Raw genomic sequence first — 22796 nt, forward strand, 5'->3', positions numbered from 1 at the left:
GACAGCCAGGCCACGTTCAAGCGGCGTATTACTTGCTGCCGAGGGTCCAAAGTCCCTTGTTCTTATCGAAGCGGAAGCCCGTCGCGTTCTTCAGCTCATCCTTGGTGGCGTTCACCGTCAACCACCATTTGTTGTTGCGCTCAGTGGCCTTGATGTCGCTGAAGGCGACCGCAACGTCCTTTTGGCCAATGCCAAGGAAACCACCCACCGAAATGATGGCGGCGCTGATCTTACCACTGCGATCCACCACCAGATCCTTGACTTCGCCGATCTTGTTCTCCTGCGGATCGTAAATGTTCTGCTCGTGGATGTTCGAGACGAGCAGCGCGTTCTGCGGAAGCGTCGTCAGAAATTGTGGCTGCGCACCAGTCGTTCCCGTGGTCGAGCGGTCCATGGCGCCGGACGGGCGGTCCGTCGTGCGATTCATCATCTGTTCGGCCAAAGCTGCGCCTGACAGCGTCGCGATAAGCGCGCCGGCGAGGACGTAGGACTTGAGCATGGCTGTCTCCGTGCTGTTGTTAGCGCCACAACGAACGGCCGTTCGTGTGCGCCTAGAACAAGCAACGGAGGCCGATGTTCCAAGCTTCGCGGCAGATATCCAACGGACGACCGGCCGCCGCGCGCGTCTGGAACGGTTCAGCCGATCAAATCGGGTCCCACAGACCGGTGGCCTTGTCGAACTTATACGCGAGGGCCTTCTTCAGCAGGTCCTTCGTCGTATTGAGCGTGAGCCAGGTCTTGTTGTTCTTCTGAGTGATGGTGATCGCGGATACGGGAATCGCAATATGCTTCACGCCGAGGCCGAGAAAGCCGCCGACGTTCAGCATCACGGCGTTTATGGAGCCGTCGGCGGAGAACAGCATGTCCGCAATCGAGCCGAGCTTTTTTTCATTGGGATCATAGACCGGCTGCTTGTACCAGGCGGAGACCACCGAACCATAGACCGGCAGCCTTTCGAGCGGCACGACTACAACGGTTTCGGTTTGGGCGCTTTGGGCGCCAGCCGGTAGCGGCGCGAAAGCGGCAAGAGCGAGCGAAGCTGCGACGATGACGCGTTTCAGCATAGAAAAGAATCCTTTTTGGAACGAGCGGCAGCCGGACTGCGCGCTACGTGAAATTCTCACAACGCGGCGCCCTTGCTACTTCACCTTCCAGGCGTGTTCGGCCGCATCATATTTGTAGCCGGTCGCCTTCTTCACGATGTCCTTCGTCGTATTGATGGTCAGCCAAGTCTTGTTGTTCTTTTCTGTGACCGTGATGTCGTTGGCCGGAATGGCGACGTGCTTCGCGCCGATGCCGAGAAAGCCGCCGACGTCGAGCATGACGGCGTTGATCTCGCCGCCTGAAAACAGCATGTCGGTGATCACGCCGACTTTTTTATCGTTCAAGTCGTAGACCGGCTTTTTGTACCAGGCGGAAACCAGCGAGCCATAACGCGGCAACGCTTCCATAGGCACGACGATCTTGCTGTCCGGCGCGGCGGTTTCCGCGTGGACAGGATGGGCGACCGCGATGGCCATGCAGAATGAGAGCGCAACAAGCAAAATTTTGTTCATTAGACCAATCTCCCCAACTTCCTTGATACGGCTGCGATCATAGCTGATTCATCGCGGCAGCACGCCCCAATAATCAAGATCAAGCAGCACAGCCGGATCCGGCTTGCCGTCAGCGCCGTGGAGCGGAAAATCGGCGCAGGGCTTGTCCTTGGTTGCGACGAGCCGCAGGCGCAAAGCGCCGATATCTTCGCGCCCGGGAATCTCCGCCTTTTCCAACACCTCCGACCAGGCGAAGACCGTGCCCCCGGCGAACAGCGGGTTGACGTGGCGTCCGCCGTTCACAGCCGAGATATGGAAGACGTTCTCCAGGCCGTTGAAGGACAACGCCCGGGCGAGGGAAATCACATGGCCGCCGTAGATGATGCGCTTGCCGAAACGGCCCTGCGCCTCATAGTACTGATTAAAATGGACTTTCGAGTTGTTCTGGTAGAGCCGAGTCGCGAGCTGGTGCTCCGCCTCCTCGACCGTCATGCCGTCGATATGGTCGATTTTTTCGCCCTGTTCGTAATCCCCCCAAAGATAGCGGGAGCCGGCGAGCGCCTTGTCATAGGCGGCGACATTGATCGGCGGCGCGGCCTTGCCAAGTTCGGAAGGGGCGACGGACTTCGGCAGATCGGGCACGATCTCCGGTCCCACAGGGGCGTCCCTGTCGCGCTTTTTCACCATCACCCAGCGCGCATAGCTGAGCACGGTCTCGTCGCGCTGATTGGCTCCTGTCGTGCGCACATAGACGACGCCGGTTTCCTTGTTGGAATTCTCCTTAAGGCCGATGACCTCTGAGGTCGCCGACAGCGTGTCGCCCGGATAGACGGGGATCAGAAATTTGAAATCGGCGTAGCCGAGATTGGCGATGGCGTTGAGCGAGACGTCGGGCACGGTCTTGCCGAGCACGAGATGAAATACGAGCAGATCGTCGATCGGCGCGCGCTCATAGCCGATCGCCTGCGCAAAGGCGGTCGAGGACTGCACGGCGAAGCGCGGCAAATACAGCGCCGTATACAGTGCGACCTCGCCGACCGTGACCGTACGCGGCGCCGCGTGGCGAATGACCTGGCCGATTTTGAAGTCCTCGAAGAAATTGCCGACATTGATCTTCGACTTGCTCATGTCCTAACCGTTTGTTGGCGCCAGCTTCGCCAGCGCGTCGAGAAAAAGCGCGGGCGCGCCCGCAACGAAAACTGTTTTGACGCGGCTGGTCGCGCCGGCGCGGATCGAAACCGCGCTCTTAGGGGTTCTTAGCGTCGCGGCGATCAGCGCGATCAGCGCCGCATTCGCCCGGCCGTTCTCCGGCGCGGCGCGCACCCGCGCCTTCAGGACGCTGCGGCCGTCGGCGAGAGTCTCCACGCCTTCGACGGCGTCGCGTCCGCCCTTTGGCGTCAGGCGCACGTAAAGCGCGACGCCCCCCGATTCGATCGCCCAGGCGGAGGATGCTTTATCCGCGCCTCCTTCACCCAAGCGCGTAGGCGCTGGCGCTGTTGGCGATGAGATCGCGCAGGAACTGCATGAGCAGCAGCAGAATGAGCGGAGAGATGTCGAGGCCGCCGACGCTGGGCAGCACCGAGCGGATCGGTCCGAGCAGCGGCTCGGTCATGGCGTTCAGCCATTTCCAGATCGAATAGGCGACGTTCGAGCGCATATTGATGACGTCGAAGGCGGTGAGCCAGGACACGACCACCGTGGCGAGCAGAATCCACCAGTAAATATCGATGATCGTGAGAAGAAGTTTGACCATTGCGTAGGACATGACCGGCTTCCAGCGGATGAGGTTCCGCCCTGTCTAGCCTCCCTGCCGCGCCGCGGCAATCCTTGGCCGTCCCCCTCATGCGACAAGAATTCGCGATGGCAAGCGCTTGGCGGCGCGACGGCGCGCCAACCCGATTGACAGGATATCGCCCCCCGTGTACCCCACGCGCCGGAGCGGGGCTGTAGCTCAGATGGGAGAGCGCTGCAATCGCACTGCAGAGGTCCGGGGTTCGATTCCCCGCAGCTCCACCAGCCGTTCACGCCAAGCGGACGGCTCGCTCTTGCCGCGCAAGGCCGCCGTAATCCGCGAGACGCGCGGTGCTCGGCCGCCGCATTGTTTCGAGCGGGTCCAGCGCCATATCCGGTGAGAGAATCTCCCGGAGCGCGCCGATGTATCGCAAAATTCTCCTGCCGATCGATATCACCGAACCTGAAATGACCGACCGGGCGATCTCCGTCGCACAGGAATTGGCGAAGGCCTTCGACAGCGATATGCGCGTCGTCAACGTGCAATCGCTCCTGCCCATCTCGTTTCTCGACTACGTGCCTGAAAATTTCACCGTTCAGGTTCGTTGCGGCTTGGAGAAGGAAATAGCGGCGGTCGCCGCCAAAATCGACCGCGCGCCGGAACGCGTGTCCACGACGCTGCTGTTTGGTCCGGTCTATCAGAAAGTCTTGGCCGAGGCCGAGGAATGGGGCGCCGATCTCATCGTGCTGTGCTCGCATCGGCCGGGCATGGACCATTTTCTCATTGGCTCCAACGCAACGACCATCGTCAATCACGCGCAATGCTCGGTGCTGGTGGTGCGCGGCCCGGCGCCGTAAGGCCCTCCATAGCTTCGGCAGCATTGGTTCGGATTCGCCATTCACGACCGCGGCGACGCCTCACGCGATGTGAACCTAAAATGGCGCCTCGGTGACGCGGCCTTCACGAAACTCTCATCACGCTCTCACATGATTTTGCTACCGACGCGTCGATGCGGCGATCAGTAATGTCTCGCGAGGATGCCATGTCGAAAGAGGCGATGCAGAACGCCGGCGGTTCGGCGACGGAAAAACCTGAGAGCTACACCGGCAAGATCGTCGGCGGCGCAATCGCCGCGGCAATCGGCGGCACGATCGGCGCGCTGTTGATGGGCGGTTACGCCATCCTGCCGGCGGCGGTCGTCATCGGTCTGCTTGGCGTCGCGCTGGGCGCGGTGTTCGACTGAACAGAATTTCGCGCCGGGCGTTGCGCGCACGCGCGTCCGGCACGGAAGCGTGCGTTTCGAGTTCGCGCGTGAAAAACTTGGCGGCTGCGTCTCCCTTAACCGGCAGGCGAAGCCGCTTCTTTTTCGCTCGCCGGCTTTTTCCTCTGCCCCGAACGTTCTTGATAACTCTAATGGAATTTGATCGGCGGCCGGCTCGGCCTTTCGCTTTGCTAAAGCCAGGCGTAGGAATATGAGTGATTTCGAGGACTGCGGCCTTGGGCGGAACCGTTTCGCTCCGGTTTCGTTAGTCTTCGGAACCGGGCCTTGCTGTCGGCCCAGTTTTTTATCTGGGGAGGATAGAGATGAAGAAAATTATCGGATTCGCTGCAGCGGCCGCCGTTCTGTTCGGCGCTTCCGCTTTCGCCAGCCCGCTGACCAGCGCCGCGAACGTCCGGTCTGGCCCCAGCCCGAAGTGGCCCGTCATCGGCCAGCTGCCCGCCGGCGTTGACGTCACAGTGCTCGATTGTGGCGGTGGCTGGAAACGCGACTGGTGCCAGATTCAGGCGGGGAACGTGAAAGGCTTCGTCGCCGCAGGCGTGCTCGGCACGCAGGGCAACAACGTCGACATCGCACCGGTGACCACCAACAACGATGTCGCCATCTACAAAGGCCCTGGGGTCAACTACAAGATCATCGGCAGCATCCCCGAGAACACCACGGTCAACATCGGCTCCTGCGTTTATGGCTGGGGCGAGACGACCTGGTGCAAGGTCAATTTCGGCGGGAAAAAGGGCTACGCTCTGCAATCCGAACTGCAGCGTCAGGACTCCCTCTTCCCGATGTAATCTGCGCGGCGTGGCGCTGGAACATCCCACCGCCGCGCCGCACTCTTTCGAGCGCGCCTCCGACGCCTTATGATGCCGTGCGGCCTCCCTCGGTCGCGATGAGGGCGCCGTCATTCAAGCGGGAACACACAAAGCCGTTTCGGCGCGCGTCTCGGCGCTGACGCGACGCGCGATCGCGCCAAATCCCGGCCCGTTCACCTACATGGGGACATGCAGCTATATCGTCGGAAATGGCGATGTGGCGATCATAGACCCCGGACCTGACGACCCGCGGCATGTCGAGGCGCTGCTTGCAAGCATCGGCGGCGAAAGACTGCGTTACGTGCTGGTGACCCACACGCATCGCGATCACTCGCCGGCGGCGCGCGCCTTGAAGGAGGCGACGGGCGCAATCATCGCCGGCTGCGCTCCCTACATGCCCAGCGAGTCGCGAGGCCTCGACGCCCCCAACTTCGACGCAGCCCACGATCCGATCTACGTGCCGGATATCGTGCTGAGGCATGGCGACACGCTCGAAATCGGCGACGCTTCGCTTGTGGCCCTGGCGACGCCGGGTCATACCGCGAACCATCTCTGCTTCGGGCTCGCGAAGGAGGAGGCGCTCTTCACCGGCGACCATGTGATGGCCTGGGCGACCACCGTGATCGCGCCGCCGGACGGCTCCATGGGCGCCTATATGGCGTCGGTCGAACAGCTGCGCGGGCGTGGTGACCGCATCTACTGGCCGGGGCACGGCGAACCGGTGCAAGATCCCCAGCGTTTTCTGCGCGCCTTGCTTCATCACCGGCGCGCGCGCGAGGCCGCCATTCTTCAGCGTCTCGAATTAGGGGACGAAACGATTGCTGAGATCGTCGCGCATATTTACGAGGGCGTCGACAAACGTCTCCACCTCGCGGCGGCGATGACCGCCCTCGCCCATCTCGAAGATCTGATCTCGCGCGGCCTCGTCGACTGCACGGGACAGCCGGTCTTGCAGGCGCGTTTCTCGCCGCGCCGAGGCTAGGGCGCGCCCGGCGCCGGCAAAAAGATCACGACGTCGTTCTTGTGCGTCCGCCCCAGTCGCTTGCGCGCCTCCTCCTCGAGGATGTCGGCGTCCACGGTTTCACCCTTGATGAGCGCCAAGCGGCTTTCCCAGTGCATGCGTTGAAGCTTGAGCAGGTTGCGCTCGAAACGCAACTGCTCGAGCTTCTGCTCGTATTCTTCACCAATCTTCAGCCCGCGCTGACCGTTAACGCCGTGCCAGATGAAATAGGCGGCCATGACGCCAGCCACTGTATAGAGGCTGAGCGGGAACACGAGCGTATGAATCAGGACTCGGAGCCGATGCATGGCCGCGAGGATAGCTTCGACCCGTTTAAAGCGTCGTTAAGGCTGACTCGATTTGCGGGCCGAGGCCGCCAGGCGGTTTGCAGGCCGCGCCAGCCGCTCGATTTCGGCGCGCACCAGCTGCTCCACGAGCGCAGGCAGATTCGCCTCGAGCCATTGCTGCAGTATCGGCTGCAGCATCTCTTTTGCGCATCTGTCGAGAATATCGCTCTCGCTGAACGCTACGCCAGCGGCGAGCGCTTGAAATTTTGACGCCACCGTCGCAGCGGACTCGTCCGAAAGCAACGCCCTATCCCCGACCGGCGCAACATCGCAAATCTCCATGCCCGGCTCCTGGCGCTCAACCACGCGTTCAATCTCAGATGACTCTTCGGCTTCCGTCCGTTCGGGTCCCGTCTCCTGAGGAGCGGCGCCGGCGACATACACCAGCCGAACGTCCCTTGCTTCCTCGATCCCGTCGAGGTCGTCGTCAATGAACGGCGGTTCGTCCTGGCGTCTCTCGAGCACGGGCGCCGGATAGGCGTTGCGCGCCGCGTCGATATCGCGCGCGCGGCGGCGATCATCGCGACGCGCGCCCGGCAGGCTGTCGTCATCGGCGATGATACGACGGATGGAAGCGAGAATTTCCTCCATTGACGGCTCGTTCGCGCGCGCTTCGTCTTGCAACGAATGCGACGGGGCGGATGCGTTCGCTGCGCTCATGGAGTTCTGCCGCTTTGCGCGAAAGGGCCGCGCATGAGGGTGGACCGGATCTCTGACCGCGCTAAACTCGCGAATCAACTCGGTCCGAACGAATTCCACACTTTTCGCGCTATGATGTCACCCGCATTCGCGAAATTCTTATCGACCGTCGGGCGTGTCGAGACCGAACCACAGGTCATGCACCTGATTGAGATGAACGCTCGGATCATAGAGCGCGACCGCGAGGTTGAGTTCTTGCGCCGACAAGCGTCCGATCGACCCCAGCGCCGCATAAGAGGCTACGACGCGATCGCGCTGCGACGTCACGAGGTTGACCCTGGCGTTGAGCAGAGACTGCTGCGCATTCAGCACATCCAGGGTCGTGCGTTGCCCGACCTTGGCCTCTTCGCGCACCCCGGCGAGCGCGGTCTCCGCCGCCTTCACCGCCGCCTGTCCGGAGGTGATTGACGCCTTCGCGGTGTCAAGGAGTCCGTAGCTCGAAACGACGCTTGCGCGGACGCTCTCGCGCTGAACATCGGCATTCAGCCGCGCCTGGCCGAGTTGCTCCTTGGCTTGGCGAATTGAGGCATATTCGGAGCCGCCCTGATAGAGCGGGACATTCAGCTGCGCTATCGCTGATGCAGTGAACTGCTTCGATCCCGGCAATCCGAGAAAAGAGTCATATTGATTTGACACCTGGCCGTTGACGGAGAGATTCGGCGCAAGCGCGGCTTCCGCGACCTTGACCGCGAGCGCCGCCGCGTCCACCTGGTGAAAGGCTGCGGTCACGCCGGGATGCTCCACCAATGCGATGGCGATCGCCTGCTCCAGCGACTTGGGCAATAATGGCTCAAGGCTGCGCCCCGGCTCAAGGTGTTTTGGCTCAGCGCCGATGATCTGGCGGTAGTTCGCCATGCTGTTTTTGAGCAGCGCCTGCGCGGCATAGAAATCCGAACGGGCCAGCGCGACCGAGGCTTCCGCCTGGGCGACGTCGGTTCGAGTCACTTCACCGACCTGGAAACGATCGCGGCTCTGCTTGAGCTGTTCCTCAAGTACCGAAATATTGTTTTTGCGCAGCGACACCACCGCAGTGTCGCGCAGCACGTTCATGTAGGCGGTAGCGCCGTTCTGAAGGGTCGCCTGCTCGGTCAGGCGCATCGTCGAGCGCGCCGCGAAGACCCCCGACTCCGCCTGACGCACGGAATTTTCCGTGCGGAAGCCGTCGAATATCGTCTGCGACATGTTCAGAGTCGCGCCGCGTGGGTAGCCCACGTAGGTGTCCTGAAAATCGCCGCTCGAGCCGGACGCGGCGCCGGACTGTTGGCTGCTGCTGCCGCCAAAGGGAATCTTGATCGCCGCATATTGCGCGCCGTACTGAGCCGTGATGCTGGCCTTCGGCCGAAGCCCCGCCTTGGCTTTCGGCGCGTCTTCGTCGCGCACCCGCACATTGGCGCGGCTCTGGTTGAGATCCGGGTTGCCGTAATAGGCCCGCGCCAGAGCCGACAGAAGGCTCTCCGCAGAGGCCCGACCCGGCGAAAGAGCGACCGCTGTTATCGCCAATGCGGCGGACGCGCAGGACAGGACGTTGGCCGACCGCCGCCACCCGAGGCCAAACCCGTCAATTCTCATTGTTCTCAACCTATCTTCGCGCGACGACGTGCGCGCCACTCTCCGGCAGCGATCAGTCTCGACGATGACACCCGAACGCAACGCTAGGAACGCGATTGAGGCGAAATGGCGGCGCTAGAGGTTGAAGGCGGGCGCCTGTTCGAAGCCATCGAGCACCGGCGCCGTCGCCGAGAACAACGGCAGTTCGCCCGCCGAGCGGCCGTCCTGGCGCTCGAAGCGCACGACCTGCTGGCCGGCGCGCGACTCCGGCGTGACGATCGCCAGCAGCCGACCATCGGGCGTCAGCTGTTCGAACAACGCCTCGAGTCCTGCCTGAACGCGGCCTTGAACGATGATGACATCGTACGGGGCGCCGCCTGCGAAGCCCTTTTCCAAAGGCCCCAGCTCGAATTGCACTTTGTCGCAGCCCAATGCTGCGAGGCCGGCCTTGGCGCAGGCGGCAAGACCGGAATCGCATTCCAGAGCGACAACCTTGTCGGCGAGGCCAGAGAGGAGTGCGGACGAATACCCCACGCCGCCAATATCGAGCACTCTATCCGTCGCTCTGACGTCGGCGCTTTGAAGCATCCGCGCCAGCACGAGCGGCGGCAGCAGGTTGCGTTTGCGTCCGCTGGCGCCCTTCACGGAGATCGCCATATCCGAATAGGCGAGCGAGGCGAGTGAATCCGGCAGGAAAATCTCGCGTGGCGTCTCGAGGAAGCGCTCAAGCAGCGGCACATCGGTCACATCGAACGGACGAAGCTGGCGCTCGACCATGGTGTGGCGCAAAGTCGCTGTCGCCTCGCCCGTCTTCGTCACTTGCGCCACCCTGTCCAACATTCGCTTTCCGGCCTTAGCCGGCCCCTTGGAGGAGATGCTGCGGCGCGGAACCGCGCCGGCGTTTTATAGGCGCCGGCTCACGCCATGTCCATGGCTTGGCGCGCAGCTTCCCCACCGACGAGCAGACGGACGCCGTCGCCGCTCTCGCCCAATCCGCGCATCTGCTCAAGCGACGTCTTGTCGAGCACTTCGGCGATCGCCTCTCGCGCCCGTAGCATGACGAGGCGAACCGCGCATCGCGTCTCGTCCGTGCAGTCGTCGCAACGACGGTAAACCGTTTTGCTTGCGCATTGGATGGGCGCCAGCGGTCCATCGAGCGCGCGCACAATATTGCCGACGCCTATGTCTGAAGGCGGCCGCGCCAACATATAGCCGCCGCCCTTGCCTTTTTTCGAATGAACGAAGCCCGCGTTGCGCAGCTCGCCCAAAATTGCGTCGAGAAACTTCTTTGGAATCTGATTCGAGGCGGCGATATCCGCGACCAATGCGGTTTCTCCCGGCCGCACCCCCGCCAGATGAACCATGGCCTTGAGGCCATACTTAGCTTTTTTCGTCAGCATTCCCGTTATGACCTTTGGGCCCAGGTCCGAACCGGACGCCCTGTTGCGCCGGCATACTACCGCAGTCGACCGGCATGTTCACCTTTTCCCAAAATCTGGCGCGTGGCAGAATTGACAAAGTTGACAAGATTTATAGAGTAAAATTAGCATCGCCGACGAAAGAAAGAAATGCCCGCCTTGTTGGACGCGCTAAGCGCGATCAATCTTCTCTACTCCGCTTCTGGCTTCTTCGTAGGCGCGCTTGTCGGATTCACGGGCGTCGGCGGCGGCTCGCTGATGACGCCGATCCTGATGCTGGTTTTTGGCGTGCCCCCGACAACCGCCGTTGGCACCGACCTGCTTTACGCCGCCGTAACCAAGACGAATGGCACGCTCGTTCACGCCCTGCACGGCACCGTCGACTGGCGCATCACCCGCCGGCTGGCCTACGGCAGCGTGCCTGCGAGCATCGCGAGTCTTCTCGTCCTCTCGTGGCTCGGCAAGTCCGGCGGCCATGCGGCCAATGGGCTCATCACCTCGGCGCTTGGATTCGCGCTGCTGCTGACCGCCTTCTCAATTCTCTTTCGGCGGTGGATCCTCGATCACATCGCGAGACACACGAACGACATGAGCGATCGGCGCTTGCTGTGGCTGACGGCGATTCTCGGCGTTCTTCTCGGCGTACTGGTCTCGATCTCTTCGGTCGGCGCGGGGGCGATCGGCATGACCGTGCTGCTGGCGCTGTATTCGCACACGCCGACGGCGCGTCTTATCGGCTCCGATATCGCCCACGCCGTGCCGCTGACGCTGATTGCCGGCTTCGGGCACTGGCTGATGGGCGGCGTCGACTGGTTGCTGCTTGTTTCGCTCCTCATCGGGTCTCTTCCAGGCATCGCCATTGGCGCCCATTTCGCTACTCGGGTTCCCGACCACTACCTGCGGCCGGCTCTTGCGAGCGTCATGGCTCTGGTCGGAATCAAACTCTCAATCTAGACCTCATTCTTCTATCCCTGGGGGCGAAACATGTCGCAGGCAGCACCGAGCTTCACGCCGCCGGCCAAACCTGGCCGAGGCCGAATCTATGATTCCATCACACAGACGATCGGCGATACGCCGCTCGTCCGGCTCGATCGGTTCGCGCGAGAGCGCGGCGTAAAGGCGAATCTCCTCGCCAAACTTGAATTCTTCAACCCGATCGCGAGCGTCAAGGACCGAATCGGCGTGAGCATGATCGAGGCGCTCGAAAAGAGCGGCAGGATCACGCCGGGCAAATCGGTGCTCATCGAACCCACGTCCGGAAACACGGGCATCGCTCTCGCCTTCGTCGCCGCCGCGCGCGGCTATCGACTTATTCTTGTCATGCCGGAATCCATGTCGATCGAGCGGCGCAAGATGCTGGCCCTGCTCGGCGCGGAGCTGGTGCTCACCCCCGCGTCGCAGGGCATGAAGGGCGCGCTCGCCAAGGCCACGGAACTTGCCGCCGAGAATCCCGGCGCCGTCATTCCCCAGCAGTTCGAGAATCCAGCCAACCCCGAGATTCACCGCGCAACGACGGCCGAGGAAATCTGGAACGACACGAATGGCGAGGTCGACTATTTCGTGTCGGGCGTCGGCACTGGCGGCACGATCACCGGCGTCGGCCAGGCGCTGAAGGCGCGCCGGCCCGGCGTGCGCGTCGTGGCCGTGGAGCCCGAAGATTCAGCCGTGCTTTCGGGACGACCGCCCGGTCCGCACAAGATTCAGGGCATCGGCGCGGGCTTCGTGCCGCCCATTCTCGATCGCAGCGTCATCGACGAGATCATCACCATCGGCAACCAGACGGCGTTCGAGACGGCGCGGTTGCTCGCTCGGACAGAGGGGATTCCGGTGGGCATCTCGTCGGGCGCCGCCGTCGCCGCCGCCTTGGAGATCGCCGGGCGCCCCGAGGCCGCCGGCAAGAATATCGTTCTGATCATCCCGTCCTTCGCCGAGCGCTATCTCTCGACGGCGCTGTTCGAAGGGCTGTGACAGTCACGGCGCGGGCGGGCATTCATAGGCGAAGCCCGCCTTCGCCATGCCGGCCTTGCATGAGTCGGAGAGATAAAGCGCGATCGCATTGGCGCAGTCGTCCTCGAGTTTGTTGGAGGCGCCGAGCGAGACGAGCTTTCGCGCAAAAGCGAAGTCGAGGATTCCGACCGCTACTCGCACTCTGGCGATGAGCGGCTTTTCTTATCGGCATGCTTGCGTGCGAATGAGCGCAAACCTCGAGCCGTCGAACCCCTCGGGAAACTTCGTCGCGCAATCCACCGACGCGCTTTTTAAATTCGCGCCGGACAGGTCCGCACGCGACAGATCGGCGCCGCGCATGTCGACGCCGCTCAAATTGGCGTTGCGGAGATTGGCGCCGCGAAGCGACGTTCCGTCTAACGTCGCCTCCCGCAAATTAGCTTCGGAAAGATTGGCTCCATCGAGCTTCGTCCCGACCAGCCGCGCGGCGCGCAGGTCGGCATAACGCAAATCCGCGTCTTCCAAGCTGGCGCGGGAGAGGTCGGCGCGCGCGAGCTCGGCGCGGAAGAGGGACGCCTGCGGCGCGACGAAGCCGCGAAGATCGGCTCCGGCGAAGGCGCATAAAACGCAAGTGAACTCCAGGGCTTCGACGCCCGACAGATCGGCGGCGTTGAATTCGACGAACTCGAAGAACGCCTTGTTCAATCGGGCTCCGACGAAATCGCCCCCCTTGAAGCCGACATCGGTAAATCGTGCGCCGGTGAAATCTGATCCGCGCGCATCGAAATTAGGACTAAAAAGCGCATGGCTCAAAATACTGTTCGCTAGATCGGAGCGGCTGAAATCGTTCCGACCGTTGAGCGGGAAAATGCTGGTTCTGGCGGCTTCAGACGTCCTTTTGTACGCCTGCTCCAGCTTTATTGCGAGCAATTCCACACGCGCCCGCAGCCCGCGCGACCCCCACAGTTTGCGTTTCGCGGCGTACGCTTAGTCGGGCTTTCCAGTCGCCGTGAGCGCTTCGGCGAGATGCAGCTGAGCCAGCGGACGATCGGGCCATCGACGCGCGACCTCCTTCGCGAGCGGAAGGGCGAGCGCAGGCTCCTGCCAATAGAGAAAATGCGCGAGGAGCGCGAGCTGCGCGTCGGCGTCATCCGGCGCGGCGCGCGCTTTCGCCTCCAGAGCTTCGCGTTCGGCGGCGAAATTCTCGACAACCGACGCCGACATGCCGCCAAGACAGATGGGCGACAAATAGCGAGCCACGCGAGCCCGTTTCAGCAGAATTAAGGGCGCCTTTTGGGCCGTCTCGCCGATCTGGGGAATGGGTGTCGGGCAGCTGTCTTCGCCGCCGAATTCGACATCGAGGCGCGCGCCGGTCTTCGCGCCTTTCCAGCCCCGGGTGACTTTGACGGTCGCGATTTTGTAGGAAAGGTCGGACCCCGGCCGCAGCTTCTCGACGACGTAATCAGCGACGACATCCGCATGGCGCAGATTCCCCGCCCAGTCCTTCACGACCGGCGACGGGCAGGAGCAGGCGCGCGCCGAGGGCGCGGCCAGCAACACGAGGAGAAATGCGCAAGCTCTTAAAAAATACGTCATGGCGCCGCCCAAAACGTCCGACGCGCAGGCCAAACGACGATTGAGCGCGTCAGGGTCGGCGTCGACAATAGCTTACAAAGCGAAGCGTCGACGCCGCAAGCCTCCCTCTTTCGCCGAACGCTATCTTTCCACGGCGCTGTTCGAAGGGCTGTGACGGAAACGCGCCGAAAATCGGCGCGCATTCCTCAGGCCTTCGACGATCCGCTTTTGTTGCGCTTTTGCGGCTGCTTGGCCGCCTGCGGCTGCTTCGCCACGGGGGTCGGCGTCGCCTGCGCGATCTTGCGGCGATGCACCGTCGCGCGCGCATAAGCGCCTGTGACATAGCCGACGGCGACAATAACGATGTAGACGATCACCAGGAAGCCGCCGCGCTGATTGGCGGACGCCGCCCGTTCGAGAAGGGCGATGACTTCGGTCTGGTCAATAAATTTGTCGGCGATGATTCCACAGATAATGCCGACGATTGGCACGAGCCAGGACGGCAGCCGAAAATACCCGAGCGCTGCGGCGAGAAGAAACGCCACGAGGCCGAAGACGTGTAAAAACTCGATCAAGATTGACTGCATGATGAGCCCAACAAAGCGGATGAGCTTGATCATTTCTACTCCCCTACGATCATTGATTTTGGAGAAGCTTACACATTTGGCAGGTGCTGCGCGAGCGCTTCGAGCACCGCCATGCGCACCGCAACGCCCATCTCGACCTGTTCGCGAATAAGCGAGCGCGCGCTGTCGGCGACGGCGGTGTCGATTTCCACGCCGCGATTCATCGGCCCGGGATGCATGACCAGCGCATCGGGCGCCGCATAGGCCAGCTTCTCTTCATCCAGCCCGAAGAAATGGAAATATTCGCGGGCGCTCGGCGTCATCGCGCCACTCATGCGCTCGCGCTGAAGGCGCAGCATCATAACGATGTCCGCGCCGTCAAGTCCGCGCCTCATGTCGTGAAACACCTCGACGCCCAGCCGCGAAAGACTGTCCGGCGCAAGCGTCGAAGGCCCGACGACACGCACCCGGGCGCCAAGCGCGCCAAGCAGCAGGATGTTTGAGCGGGCGACGCGCGAATGGAGAATGTCGCCGCAAATCGCGATCGTCAGCCCTTCGATACGGCCCTTATTTCGCCTGATCGTCAGCGCGTCGAGCAGCGCCTGAGTGGGATGTTCATGCGCGCCGTCGCCGGCGTTGACGACGGAACAGTCGACCTTGCGCGCCAGAAGATGCGCCGCGCCGGCATGCGCATGGCGAACCACGATGATATCCGGCCGCATCGCATTCAGCGTCATCGCCGTGTCGATCAGCGTCTCGCCTTTCGACTCCGAGGAGCGCGCGACCGACATGTTCATCACGTCCGCGCCCAGACGCTTGCCGGCGATCTCGAAGGACGCCTGCGTGCGCGTTGACGATTCGTAAAACAGATTGATTTGCGTCCGCCCGCGCAAACTCGAACGCTTCTTGTCGACCCGCCGCGACACTTCGATCGCCTCCTCGGCCATGTCGAGGAGGGTGACGATGTCAGGACGGGTCAATCCCTCAATGCCGAGAAGGTGGCGGTGCGGGAAAGAAGCTGGCGTCGCCCCTGATTGCATGCGCCGTCTATAGCAGTTTTGGCCAGCGCCGAAAGCGCCATCCGCCGAGCGCAGAGCCGTCCCTCGCCCGTCCTTCCCTTGACATATACTCGGGCCGAGCACATGTCTTGCGCGACGAAGTTGCGAGATCCTCATCCGCGGCTTAATCTTGGAAGCTTGAGCGCTCCGAGCGGTATCCGCCTCGGAGATTTTATGGGGGCTACTTATACTCATTCTGAGTATAAGCGAAAGGCGCCAAACGATGACACTCCTGACCAGCGACGTCCGAAGCGCGCCGAGCGCGAGGCGCGAGCCTCCGGCGAACGCCCTTGGCGTTGGCCCACGCGGCCGCTTTCCGGCCCTGCCCCGCCCCGCTCTGGAATGGACGCCGGAGGTCCAGGCCGCGACCGCGCATCTTTACGAACGCGTGGCGCGAGTCATTCCGCCCGTCGAGTGGCCGTTCCACGCCCCTTACGTGAAGGCGATCAACGATCTCAAACATGTGCGCAACGCCACCATCCTTGCGCATAACTACATGACGCCGGAGATCTACCACTGCGTCGCCGATCACATCGGCGACAGCCTGCAGCTCGCCAAGCTTGCCGCGAAATCCGACGCCGACATCATCGTTCAGGGCGGCGTGCATTTCATGGCCGAAACGTCGAAGCTGCTCAATCCGAACAAGGTCGTGCTCACCCCGGACATGAAAGCGGGCTGCTCACTCGCCGAGTCGATTACCGGCGCCGACGTGCGGGCCCTCCGCAAGCAATATCCTGGCGTTCCCATCGTCGCCTATGTCAACACCTCAGCCGACGTGAAGGCAGAGGTCGACATCTGCTGCACCTCGTCGAACGCGGTCAAGGTCGTCGAGAGCCTCGGCGCCGAGCGCGTGATCATGGTTCCCGACCGCTATCTGGCGCAGAACGTCGCCGCGCAGACGAAAGTGGAAATCATCGCATGGAGCGGCGCTTGCGAGGTGCATGAGCGCTTCACCGCCGAAGAGATCGAGAACTATCGCGCCGATCATCCCGGCGTGCAGGTGCTCGCGCATCCGGAATGTCCGCGCGAGGTGATCGAGGTCTCAGACTTCGCCGGCTCGACGGCGGCGATGATCGATTTTGTGCGCAGCAGGAAGCCGGCCCGCGTGCTGCTCGTCACCGAATGCTCGATGGCCGACAATGTCGCCGCCGAAACGCCGGACGTCGAATTCGTGCGGCCGTGCAACTTCTGCCCGCATATGAAGCGCATCACGCTGCCGAAAATCCTCGACAGCCTGCTTTACGTCCGCGAAGAAGTGACCGTTGACCCCGCAGTGGCCGAGCGCGCGCGCCGCAGCGTGCAACGCATGATTGATCTAGGCTAGACTGCGGGCCGCTTGGCCTGACTTGAACAGGGCGGACAATGCTGGCGCTCGATGCGACGATTGCGGCCATCGACGCCGCCAATGCCGACGATCCGCGCCGCGTCGAGGGCCGAGCCTTTGAGCTGGTTTACGCCGAGCGCATGAGCGCGCGGCTTGCCGCGCTCTACCCCGACGCCTCCGATCTGCTCAAGATTGCGACGCGCGCGCAACATCTGCGGCGCTGGGAGATCGCGCGCGCGACTTATGAGGAAGGCCGTCGCGGCTATAACGATTGGCGGCGCGCCTGCCGCATTCACCACGCCAATCTGGTTGCGGAGATCATGCGGGCGCATGGCTACGACGAAGCGGCCGTCGCGCATGTCGGCGCGTTGATTCGTAAGGAACAGCTCAAGAAAGACCCTGAGTCGCAGGCGCTCGAAAACATCGCTGCGATTGTTTTTCTCGAGCATTACTTCGACGAATTTCTCGAAAAGCACCGGGAGTATGCCGACGACAAGCTCGTCGACATTCTCGGCAAGACATTGTGCAAAATGTCGCCCAAGGGTCATGCGGCGGCGCTCGCCCTGCCCTTGCCGCCGCGCGCGTGCAGCCTGGTCGAAGCGGCGATCGCCCGTGAGGCCGCCGCGCTCGCGCGGCTCGCCGCAGTCGCGGTCGACTAGGCGTCGATGCGCGAGAATTTGCCTCCCATCCTCATCGTCGGCGGCGGGCTCGCAGGCGTGTTCTGCGCGCTGAAACTGGCGCCAACGCCCGTGGCGATCTTCGCGCCGACGCCCGTCGGATACAGCGGCTCGTCCTTTTGGGCGCAAGGCGGCATCGCCGCGGCCGTCGAAGAAGGCGACACGCCGGAAAGCCACGCCGACGACACGGTGGCGGCGGGCGGCGGCCTCGTCGAACGCGACATCGCGCTCGGCATGGCGCAAGAAGCGCGCGCGCGCGTCGAAGACCTCGCGGCGATGGGAACGCCCTTCGATCGGTCGGCGCTCGGCGGCTTTCTCCCATCCCAGGAGGCGGCGCATTCGCGTCGGCGCATCGTGCGCGTCCAGGGCGATGTCGCCGGGCGGGCGATCATGGACATTCTGGCCAAGGAAGTCGCCAGAACCCCATCGATCCACATCGTCGAAGGCTATTCCGCGCAGGAGATCGTGGTGCGCGGGGGTCGCGCGGTTGGCGTGCGCGCCCGCGACCACGCCGGCATGATCCACGAGACGCCCTGTGCGGCGCTCATTCTCGCGACGGGCGGAGTTGGCCATCTGTACCGGGTCACGACCAATCCGTTGGAGGCGCGCGGCATCGGCGTCGCCATGGCGGCGCGGGCGGGCGCGCTGATCGCTGACGCGGAGTTTGTTCAATTTCACCCGACGGCGATCGACATTGACGCCGATCCGGCGCCGCTGGCGACCGAGGCTCTGCGCGGCGAGGGCGCGACGATCGTGGATCGGGATGGCCGACGCTTCATGCTCGACATCGATCCCAATGGGGAGCTTGCGCCGCGCGACATTGTCGCCCGCGGCGTTTTCGCCAGCGTCAAGGCAGGAAAGGGCGCGTTTCTCGACGCCCGTTCGGCCATCGGCGCCGAATTCCCGACGCGCTTTCCGACCGTTTACGCAAGTTGCATGAGCGCCGGGATTGATCCTTCGCGCGAACTTATCCCGATTGCGCCAGCGGCGCATTACCATATGGGGGGAGTCTGGACCGACGACCGCGGGCGCACGAAGCTCGATGGCCTCTGGGCGGTCGGCGAAGTCGCTTCGACCGGCGTTCACGGCGCGAACCGGCTCGCCTCCAATTCTCTTCTCGAGGCGATCGTTTTTGGCGCCCGCGTCGCTGCGGACGTGCTCGCGACGCCGCTCTTGCCGGTCGAATGGCGCCCGAAGGCGGAGCGCATCGAGCCCGTGCCGCGCGATCGTGATTTCGCGGTCATCGAAGAACTGCGCGATCTGATGTCGGCGAATGTGGGCGTCATCCGCAACGGCGCCGGGCTCGCGGTCGCGGTAAGGTCGATCCGGCGCATGATCTCGCGAACGAGCGACATTGAGGCGCGCAATATGTTGACGACGGGTCTGTTCATCGCGGCGGCCGCGCTCCAACGACGCGAGAGCCGCGGCGCGCATTTCCGCTCCGACTTTCCGCTGCCGGACCCCGCGCTCGCGCGCCGCTCGCTCACGACGCTCGACGCCGTCCTGCGCATCGCCGACGAGGCTGAGTCATGATCCCCGATTTGCCCCCGATGCTGATCGAGGAGTCGGTTCGCGCCGCGCTCGCCGAAGATTTGGGCCGCGCCGGCGACGTCACGACGCAGGCGACCATCCCCCGGCGCGCGCAGGCCCGGGCGGGGATTGTCGCGCGCGATTCGGGGGTGGTCGCAGGACTTCAGGCGGCGCGCGCCGCCTTCGCGCTGATGGACCGAGAGATCATCTTCGAAGCGCAGGCGGCCGATGGCGCCCGCATCGAGCCCGGAACGCTCGCAGCTATCATTTCCGGCGCGGCCCGGCCCATTCTCTCCGCCGAGCGGGTTGCGCTCAATTTTCTTGGCCGGCTGTCCGGCGTCGCCACGCTCACGGCGCGCTACGTCAGCGCCGTCGCCGGCACATCCGCGCGAATCTGCGACACGCGCAAAACGACGCCCTTGTTGCGCGCCTTGGAGAAATACGCCGTGCGATGCGGCGGCGGCGTCAATCACCGCTTCGGCCTCGACGACGCCGTGCTCATCAAGGATAACCACGTCGCCGTCGCGGGCGGCGTCGTCCCGGCGCTCAGAGCCGCCAAGCGGAATATTGGCCATCTCGTCAAAATCGAGGTCGAAGTCGATACGCTCGACCAGCTGCGCGAGGTCCTCGACGAGGGGGCGGACGCCGTGCTGCTCGACAATATGACGCTCGACGATCTGCGCAGCGCCGTGGCGCTCGTCGGCGGCCGGATGATCTGTGAAGCCTCGGGCGGCGTCACGCTCGCCAGCGTGACGGAAATCGCGAAAACCGGCGTCGACTTTATTTCAGTTGGCGCGCTGACGCACTCCGCGCCGGTCTTCGATTTCGGCTTAGATATTGAATTCGTTTGAAGTATTCGGCGCCGGGACTAAAGCACCTGGCTGCGGCCGACCGCTTCCTTGTCGAGGCGCGCGCTGCTATAAGCCGTCAACCGTTCCGCGGACTCTCGAGAAACTTCCTGAGCCATGCCCTCATTCTTCGCCCGCAAGCTGATCAATCGAGTGCGGCGAAGGCTTTGGAGCTCTCCGCTCTCGTCCATGCCGTCGCCCCTGCGGGCCCAGGCGACGCGCGACAAAAATATTGCCGCCGAAATCGGCGACTATGAGCGCGCCTTCGGCTTCGCCCACAGCGCGGGCTCGATGCCCCTGCGCACCTTACTGCGCATCGAGCGGTTGCTGACCGGATCCGAGATCTTTTCGGCCGAAACGGGCTGCGGAAAATCCACGATCTTTCTTTCGCGCATCGCCGAACGGCACAAGGTTTTCTGCTTTGACGATCGCGGGCAGAAAGCGTCCAGCGTCGACTATTTCTTGAACTGTCCCGCGACGCGTCCGGACCGCCTCGACCTTGTCTTTGGGCCAACTCAGCTCACGCTGCCGCGACACGAAGACCATTATCGCTACGACCTCGTCCTGATCGACGGTCCGCACGGCTTTCCGTTCCCCGAGCTCGAATATTATTACTTCTATCCGCACCTGAAGACGGACGGGCTGCTCGTCATCGACGACATTCATATTCCCACCATCAGCCGGCTCGCGGACTTCCTGAGCGAAGATCACATGTTCGAAAAGTTGGAGTTTATCGGCTCGACCGCGATCTTCCGCCGAACCGACGCTCCGGTCTTCGATCCGCTGGGCGACGGCTGGTGGCTGCAGGCCTTCAACCGCCGACGCGCGTCGTTTTTGAAAGACATCTATTTGGAGGACGGCAAGAAACGGGCGCCGATCTCCTTCGAAGGGATCTACTGAGGCGCCGCTTCGGCGCTTAGGTTCCGGTCCGCCTGCGACAGACGACCCAAACGCAGGCCGCGCTTCTCCAGCATCTCCGGCAGTCGCGTCGACAGCAGGAAAGCGAGTTCCTGCTCACGCGTGATCGTCACCGGATCGAGCTTGCACAGCTCTTCGTCGACATGGCCTGGATGGCACATGATGAGATGTCTTCGGCCTGGCGCTCGAAGATAGCTTTGAAAGATTCTCGCATAGTCAAAGCTCGGGTGAAAATCCGAGAATCCGGCGAAGCCGTCGTTGACGCCGAAGCCGCGCTGGCGCACCTCCTGGCGAAAGCCGCTGGCAAGCGAGAGCGCCGAGAGCGCCTTGCGGGCGTTGGCGCCGCGCGCAAGAATGCGATGTAAGCCATCCCCGGCGTCGCGAACCCAGGTCCGGCCGCCGAGCTTTCGCGCCTCCATCGCGTCAAGCAGCGCCGTCCTGATCCCAGGAAGGACGTGAATATGCTGGTGGCCATCGACATGGTCCGGCGGACGGTCCATCACCGCTTCGAACCGGTCGAACTGCCGATCGATCTCGGCGCGGATCTCGTCCATTGGCAACCGCCGGCCGAAAGCCATCTGGACAACTTTGGCAAGCGGGGGGAACTCTCCATTGGGCGCGAACTTTGGCATCGGCGTGAGAGGCCGGCCCAGGGTGAGATTGAAATGCAGGCCGACGTCCGCGTTTTGCGCGCGGCGAGACAGCTCTAGCCCCATGGCGGGCCAGCGGGGACCATTCACCAAAGCCGAAACCGCAGTGAGCCTCCCCGCGTCGAGCGCTTCCAAAATGCCGGCGCTAACCCCATAAGACAGGCTGTAATCGTCCGCGCATACCGCAACAATCTGGTTATCAACCATCGCCCGCTCCTCTGCGCCGCCCAGGCGACTTCGCCTATGCTGCGCCTGTTAATCCTATGCTCCGCCTATAAATATTGGTTTAAACGCCGCCATGAACAGGCCCGATCTATCGTTCGTGATCCCCGTCTTCAACGAAGCGCAAAATCTTCGCTCTCTAGCGTCCAGACTCGCCTCGGCCATTGACGCATGCGACGTCTCCTATGAAGCGATCTTCGTCGACGACGGCTCCAGCGACGAGAGTCTGGAGATATTACGCGACCTCTGCGCCGAGGAGCCACGCTTTCGCGCCCTGTCGCTTTCCCGCAACTTCGGCAAGGAGGTGGCGATCGTCGCCGGGCTCGACGACACGCTCGGCCGCGCGGTCGTCATCATGGACGCCGACCTCCAGCACCCGCCGGAGGTCATCCCGCAATTCATCGAGAAGTGGCGAGAAGGCTACAAGAACGTCTACGGCGAGCGCATCGACCGAGCGACTGATCCCAAGCTGCGCGCGGCGTTGACGCATGTTTTTTACCGTTTGCTGGAGAATTTTGGCGACGTGCGCCTGCCGCCGGGCGCCGGCGACTTCCGCCTTCTCGACCGGCAGGCGGTCGACGCGCTGCTGACGATGCGCGAGCGCGCGCGCTTCAATAAGGGCCTCTTCGCCTGGATCGGCTTCAAATCGATCGGCGTGCCCTTCGACGTGGAAGGCCGCACCGGCGGAACGTCAAAATTCAATTTCGTTCAGCTTGCGCGATTTGCGCTCGACGGGCTGATGTCGTTCTCGTCGATTCCGCTCAAGGTGTGGACCTATGTCGGTTTAGCGATCTCCGCCTTCGCGATCGCCATGGCCGGCTACTACTGGGCCCGCACCATGGTTTTTGGCGTGGATGCGCCGGGCTTTCCCACTCTCGTGGTCTCGATCGCCTTCTTCTCCGGCGTTCAGCTGATTTCGCTCGGCGTGCTCGGCGAATATGTCGCGCGCATCTTCAATGAGGTAAAGGGAAGGCCGCTCTATCTCGTCGCCGAGAGGCTGGGCGAGAACGAAGCAACCAACGGCAAAGCGGGCGACTAGGGCGTCGACAAACTGAAAGCGGGCGGGCTTTCGCAGATGCGTCACGCGCTGCAACTGCACACAGGGGACGAGGCG

Annotated in this window: 29 protein-coding genes and 1 tRNA gene; 13 read left to right on the forward strand and 17 right to left on the reverse strand. The window is 63.1% G+C overall.

Features of this window, described 5'->3' with window-relative positions:
• Nucleotides 1-28 precede the first annotated feature (28 nt).
• The 6 genes from HUN39_RS15965 to HUN39_RS15990 all read right to left on the reverse strand — a co-directional run bounded on the left by HUN39_RS15965 (nucleotide 29) and on the right by HUN39_RS15990 (nucleotide 3300).
• A complete protein-coding gene (locus HUN39_RS15965) occupies nucleotides 29-499 on the reverse strand; it encodes a PRC-barrel domain-containing protein (RefSeq protein WP_175095470.1) in 471 nt (156 codons plus the stop codon).
• Nucleotides 500-644: 145 nt separating this feature from the next.
• Complete coding sequence (locus tag HUN39_RS15970) at nucleotides 645-1064, reverse strand: PRC-barrel domain-containing protein (protein ID WP_175095471.1); 420 nt, start codon at nucleotides 1062-1064, stop codon at nucleotides 645-647.
• 75 nt (nucleotides 1065-1139) lie between these two features.
• Entirely contained in the window at nucleotides 1140-1556 is a 417-nt protein-coding gene (locus HUN39_RS15975; RefSeq protein WP_175095472.1) for a PRC-barrel domain-containing protein, read from the reverse strand.
• A gap of 48 nt (nucleotides 1557-1604) precedes the next feature.
• Nucleotides 1605-2663 (reverse strand): MaoC family dehydratase, encoded by a 1059-nt coding sequence (locus HUN39_RS15980; protein WP_175095473.1) that lies wholly within the window; start codon nucleotides 2661-2663, stop codon nucleotides 1605-1607.
• 3 nt (nucleotides 2664-2666) lie between these two features.
• Entirely contained in the window at nucleotides 2667-3011 is a 345-nt protein-coding gene (locus HUN39_RS15985) for a DUF167 family protein (RefSeq protein WP_175095474.1), read from the reverse strand.
• Nucleotides 3004-3300 (reverse strand): YggT family protein, encoded by a 297-nt coding sequence (locus tag HUN39_RS15990; protein WP_175095475.1) that lies wholly within the window; start codon nucleotides 3298-3300, stop codon nucleotides 3004-3006. Before HUN39_RS15990 ends, HUN39_RS15985 begins: the two co-directional genes overlap by 8 nt.
• 175 nt (nucleotides 3301-3475) lie before the next feature.
• Here HUN39_RS15990 and HUN39_RS15995 point away from each other — a divergent pair.
• The 5 genes from HUN39_RS15995 to HUN39_RS16015 all read left to right on the forward strand — a co-directional run bounded on the left by HUN39_RS15995 (nucleotide 3476) and on the right by HUN39_RS16015 (nucleotide 6337).
• Nucleotides 3476-3551, forward strand: a tRNA-Ala gene (locus HUN39_RS15995).
• A 138-nt stretch (nucleotides 3552-3689) separates the two neighbouring features.
• Nucleotides 3690-4124, forward strand: coding sequence for a universal stress protein (locus HUN39_RS16000; protein ID WP_175095476.1), 435 nt, complete (start codon nucleotides 3690-3692; stop codon nucleotides 4122-4124).
• A gap of 167 nt (nucleotides 4125-4291) precedes the next feature.
• Entirely contained in the window at nucleotides 4292-4510 is a 219-nt protein-coding gene (locus tag HUN39_RS16005) for a hypothetical protein (RefSeq protein ID WP_232366152.1), read from the forward strand.
• A 341-nt stretch (nucleotides 4511-4851) separates the two neighbouring features.
• A complete protein-coding gene (locus tag HUN39_RS16010; RefSeq protein ID WP_175095477.1) occupies nucleotides 4852-5334 on the forward strand; it encodes an SH3 domain-containing protein in 483 nt (160 codons plus the stop codon).
• 112 nt (nucleotides 5335-5446) lie between these two features.
• The gene (locus HUN39_RS16015; RefSeq protein WP_175095507.1) at nucleotides 5447-6337 is read left to right on the forward strand and encodes an MBL fold metallo-hydrolase; all 891 of its coding nucleotides are present in this window, start codon (nucleotides 5447-5449) and stop codon (nucleotides 6335-6337) included.
• Here HUN39_RS16015 and HUN39_RS16020 read toward each other — a convergent pair.
• From HUN39_RS16020 to HUN39_RS16040, 5 genes are all read right to left on the reverse strand, one after another.
• A complete protein-coding gene (locus HUN39_RS16020) occupies nucleotides 6334-6594 on the reverse strand; it encodes an FtsB family cell division protein (protein ID WP_232366153.1) in 261 nt (86 codons plus the stop codon). The genes HUN39_RS16015 and HUN39_RS16020 overlap by 4 nt on opposite strands.
• Before the next feature lie 105 nt (nucleotides 6595-6699).
• Nucleotides 6700-7293: a PopZ family protein gene (locus HUN39_RS16025; protein ID WP_232366154.1), complete on the reverse strand. Its 594-nt coding sequence runs from the start codon at nucleotides 7291-7293 to the stop codon at nucleotides 6700-6702.
• A gap of 207 nt (nucleotides 7294-7500) precedes the next feature.
• On the reverse strand, nucleotides 7501-8970 hold the full coding sequence (locus HUN39_RS16030; RefSeq protein WP_175095480.1) for a TolC family outer membrane protein: 1470 nt from the start codon (nucleotides 8968-8970) through the stop codon (nucleotides 7501-7503).
• 114 nt (nucleotides 8971-9084) lie between these two features.
• Nucleotides 9085-9789, reverse strand: a complete 705-nt coding sequence (locus HUN39_RS16035) for a protein-L-isoaspartate O-methyltransferase family protein (protein WP_175095481.1) — start codon at nucleotides 9787-9789, stop codon at nucleotides 9085-9087.
• Between the two features lie 77 nt (nucleotides 9790-9866).
• Complete coding sequence (locus HUN39_RS16040; protein ID WP_123176196.1) at nucleotides 9867-10349, reverse strand: RrF2 family transcriptional regulator; 483 nt, start codon at nucleotides 10347-10349, stop codon at nucleotides 9867-9869.
• 168 nt (nucleotides 10350-10517) lie between these two features.
• Between HUN39_RS16040 and HUN39_RS16045 the strand changes: the two genes are divergently transcribed.
• Together HUN39_RS16045 and cysK are read left to right on the forward strand one after the other, a co-directional pair.
• A complete protein-coding gene (locus tag HUN39_RS16045) occupies nucleotides 10518-11321 on the forward strand; it encodes a sulfite exporter TauE/SafE family protein (RefSeq protein ID WP_175095482.1) in 804 nt (267 codons plus the stop codon).
• Between the two features lie 30 nt (nucleotides 11322-11351).
• Entirely contained in the window at nucleotides 11352-12335 is a 984-nt protein-coding gene (gene cysK, locus HUN39_RS16050) for a cysteine synthase A (RefSeq protein WP_175095483.1), read from the forward strand.
• 3 nt (nucleotides 12336-12338) lie between these two features.
• Here the strand turns inward: cysK and HUN39_RS16055 are convergent, their stop codons facing one another.
• The 5 genes from HUN39_RS16055 to HUN39_RS16080 form a co-directional block, all read right to left on the reverse strand.
• Complete coding sequence (locus HUN39_RS16055; RefSeq protein ID WP_175095484.1) at nucleotides 12339-12515, reverse strand: hypothetical protein; 177 nt, start codon at nucleotides 12513-12515, stop codon at nucleotides 12339-12341.
• Between the two features lie 21 nt (nucleotides 12516-12536).
• Nucleotides 12537-13127 carry a pentapeptide repeat-containing protein gene (locus HUN39_RS16060; protein ID WP_210267015.1) on the reverse strand — a complete coding sequence of 197 codons (591 nt, stop codon included), beginning with the start codon at nucleotides 13125-13127 and terminating at the stop codon, nucleotides 12537-12539.
• A gap of 174 nt (nucleotides 13128-13301) precedes the next feature.
• The gene (locus HUN39_RS16070; protein WP_175095485.1) at nucleotides 13302-13910 is read right to left on the reverse strand and encodes a hypothetical protein; all 609 of its coding nucleotides are present in this window, start codon (nucleotides 13908-13910) and stop codon (nucleotides 13302-13304) included.
• Between the two features lie 185 nt (nucleotides 13911-14095).
• Nucleotides 14096-14509 carry a hypothetical protein gene (locus HUN39_RS16075; protein WP_175095486.1) on the reverse strand — a complete coding sequence of 138 codons (414 nt, stop codon included), beginning with the start codon at nucleotides 14507-14509 and terminating at the stop codon, nucleotides 14096-14098.
• Nucleotides 14510-14544: 35 nt separating this feature from the next.
• Complete coding sequence (locus tag HUN39_RS16080) at nucleotides 14545-15495, reverse strand: aspartate carbamoyltransferase catalytic subunit (RefSeq protein ID WP_175095487.1); 951 nt, start codon at nucleotides 15493-15495, stop codon at nucleotides 14545-14547.
• A 241-nt stretch (nucleotides 15496-15736) separates the two neighbouring features.
• Between HUN39_RS16080 and nadA the strand changes: the two genes are divergently transcribed.
• From nadA to HUN39_RS16105, 5 genes are all read left to right on the forward strand, one after another.
• Nucleotides 15737-16837: a quinolinate synthase NadA gene (nadA, locus tag HUN39_RS16085; protein ID WP_175095488.1), complete on the forward strand. Its 1101-nt coding sequence runs from the start codon at nucleotides 15737-15739 to the stop codon at nucleotides 16835-16837.
• Nucleotides 16838-16875: 38 nt separating this feature from the next.
• Nucleotides 16876-17496: a DUF4202 domain-containing protein gene (locus tag HUN39_RS16090; protein WP_175095489.1), complete on the forward strand. Its 621-nt coding sequence runs from the start codon at nucleotides 16876-16878 to the stop codon at nucleotides 17494-17496.
• Nucleotides 17497-17502: 6 nt separating this feature from the next.
• Nucleotides 17503-19047, forward strand: coding sequence for an L-aspartate oxidase (locus HUN39_RS16095; protein ID WP_175095490.1), 1545 nt, complete (start codon nucleotides 17503-17505; stop codon nucleotides 19045-19047).
• Entirely contained in the window at nucleotides 19044-19895 is an 852-nt protein-coding gene (gene nadC, locus HUN39_RS16100; protein ID WP_175095491.1) for a carboxylating nicotinate-nucleotide diphosphorylase, read from the forward strand. Before HUN39_RS16095 ends, nadC begins: the two co-directional genes overlap by 4 nt.
• A gap of 186 nt (nucleotides 19896-20081) precedes the next feature.
• Nucleotides 20082-20792, forward strand: a complete 711-nt coding sequence (locus tag HUN39_RS16105; RefSeq protein ID WP_232366155.1) for a class I SAM-dependent methyltransferase — start codon at nucleotides 20082-20084, stop codon at nucleotides 20790-20792.
• On the opposite strand, the gene HUN39_RS16110 is transcribed toward HUN39_RS16105, so the two are convergent.
• Nucleotides 20786-21667: a ChbG/HpnK family deacetylase gene (locus HUN39_RS16110; protein WP_175095493.1), complete on the reverse strand. Its 882-nt coding sequence runs from the start codon at nucleotides 21665-21667 to the stop codon at nucleotides 20786-20788. The two genes, HUN39_RS16105 and HUN39_RS16110, sit on opposite strands and share 7 nt — an antisense overlap.
• Before the next feature lie 91 nt (nucleotides 21668-21758).
• Between HUN39_RS16110 and HUN39_RS16115 the strand changes: the two genes are divergently transcribed.
• Nucleotides 21759-22721: a glycosyltransferase family 2 protein gene (locus HUN39_RS16115; protein ID WP_175095494.1), complete on the forward strand. Its 963-nt coding sequence runs from the start codon at nucleotides 21759-21761 to the stop codon at nucleotides 22719-22721.
• Nucleotides 22722-22796: the final 75 nt, after the last annotated feature.

The organism is Methylocystis silviterrae, from assembly GCF_013350005.1.
In the GTDB taxonomy this organism is placed as follows: Bacteria; Pseudomonadota; Alphaproteobacteria; order Rhizobiales; family Beijerinckiaceae; genus Methylocystis; species Methylocystis silviterrae.

Excerpts from the sequence above, each read along its gene's own strand:
- HUN39_RS15965 (WP_175095470.1), bottom strand. The coding sequence starts at position 499 with ATGCTCAAGTCCTACGTCCTCGCCGGCGCGCTTATCGCGACGCTGTCA.
- HUN39_RS15970 (WP_175095471.1), bottom strand. The coding sequence starts at position 1,064 with ATGCTGAAACGCGTCATCGTCGCAGCTTCGCTCGCTCTTGCCGCTTTC.
- HUN39_RS15975 (WP_175095472.1), bottom strand. The coding sequence starts at position 1,556 with ATGAACAAAATTTTGCTTGTTGCGCTCTCATTCTGCATGGCCATCGCG.
- HUN39_RS15980 (WP_175095473.1), bottom strand. The coding sequence starts at position 2,663 with ATGAGCAAGTCGAAGATCAATGTCGGCAATTTCTTCGAGGACTTCAAA.
- HUN39_RS15990 (WP_175095475.1), bottom strand. The coding sequence starts at position 3,300 with ATGTCCTACGCAATGGTCAAACTTCTTCTCACGATCATCGATATTTAC.
- HUN39_RS16000 (WP_175095476.1), top strand. The coding sequence starts at position 3,690 with ATGTATCGCAAAATTCTCCTGCCGATCGATATCACCGAACCTGAAATG.
- HUN39_RS16005 (WP_232366152.1), top strand. The coding sequence starts at position 4,292 with ATGTCTCGCGAGGATGCCATGTCGAAAGAGGCGATGCAGAACGCCGGC.
- HUN39_RS16010 (WP_175095477.1), top strand. The coding sequence starts at position 4,852 with ATGAAGAAAATTATCGGATTCGCTGCAGCGGCCGCCGTTCTGTTCGGC.
- HUN39_RS16020 (WP_232366153.1), bottom strand. The coding sequence starts at position 6,594 with ATGGCCGCCTATTTCATCTGGCACGGCGTTAACGGTCAGCGCGGGCTG.
- HUN39_RS16025 (WP_232366154.1), bottom strand. The coding sequence starts at position 7,293 with ATGGAGGAAATTCTCGCTTCCATCCGTCGTATCATCGCCGATGACGAC.
- HUN39_RS16030 (WP_175095480.1), bottom strand. The coding sequence starts at position 8,970 with ATGAGAATTGACGGGTTTGGCCTCGGGTGGCGGCGGTCGGCCAACGTC.
- HUN39_RS16035 (WP_175095481.1), bottom strand. The coding sequence starts at position 9,789 with ATGTTGGACAGGGTGGCGCAAGTGACGAAGACGGGCGAGGCGACAGCG.
- HUN39_RS16040 (WP_123176196.1), bottom strand. The coding sequence starts at position 10,349 with ATGCTGACGAAAAAAGCTAAGTATGGCCTCAAGGCCATGGTTCATCTG.
- HUN39_RS16045 (WP_175095482.1), top strand. The coding sequence starts at position 10,518 with ATGCCCGCCTTGTTGGACGCGCTAAGCGCGATCAATCTTCTCTACTCC.
- cysK (WP_175095483.1), top strand. The coding sequence starts at position 11,352 with ATGTCGCAGGCAGCACCGAGCTTCACGCCGCCGGCCAAACCTGGCCGA.
- HUN39_RS16070 (WP_175095485.1), bottom strand. The coding sequence starts at position 13,910 with ATGACGTATTTTTTAAGAGCTTGCGCATTTCTCCTCGTGTTGCTGGCC.
- HUN39_RS16075 (WP_175095486.1), bottom strand. The coding sequence starts at position 14,509 with ATGATCAAGCTCATCCGCTTTGTTGGGCTCATCATGCAGTCAATCTTG.
- HUN39_RS16080 (WP_175095487.1), bottom strand. The coding sequence starts at position 15,495 with ATGCAATCAGGGGCGACGCCAGCTTCTTTCCCGCACCGCCACCTTCTC.
- nadA (WP_175095488.1), top strand. The coding sequence starts at position 15,737 with ATGACACTCCTGACCAGCGACGTCCGAAGCGCGCCGAGCGCGAGGCGC.
- HUN39_RS16090 (WP_175095489.1), top strand. The coding sequence starts at position 16,876 with ATGCTGGCGCTCGATGCGACGATTGCGGCCATCGACGCCGCCAATGCC.
- HUN39_RS16095 (WP_175095490.1), top strand. The coding sequence starts at position 17,503 with ATGCGCGAGAATTTGCCTCCCATCCTCATCGTCGGCGGCGGGCTCGCA.
- nadC (WP_175095491.1), top strand. The coding sequence starts at position 19,044 with ATGATCCCCGATTTGCCCCCGATGCTGATCGAGGAGTCGGTTCGCGCC.
- HUN39_RS16105 (WP_232366155.1), top strand. The coding sequence starts at position 20,082 with ATGCCGTCGCCCCTGCGGGCCCAGGCGACGCGCGACAAAAATATTGCC.
- HUN39_RS16110 (WP_175095493.1), bottom strand. The coding sequence starts at position 21,667 with ATGGTTGATAACCAGATTGTTGCGGTATGCGCGGACGATTACAGCCTG.
- HUN39_RS16115 (WP_175095494.1), top strand. The coding sequence starts at position 21,759 with ATGAACAGGCCCGATCTATCGTTCGTGATCCCCGTCTTCAACGAAGCG.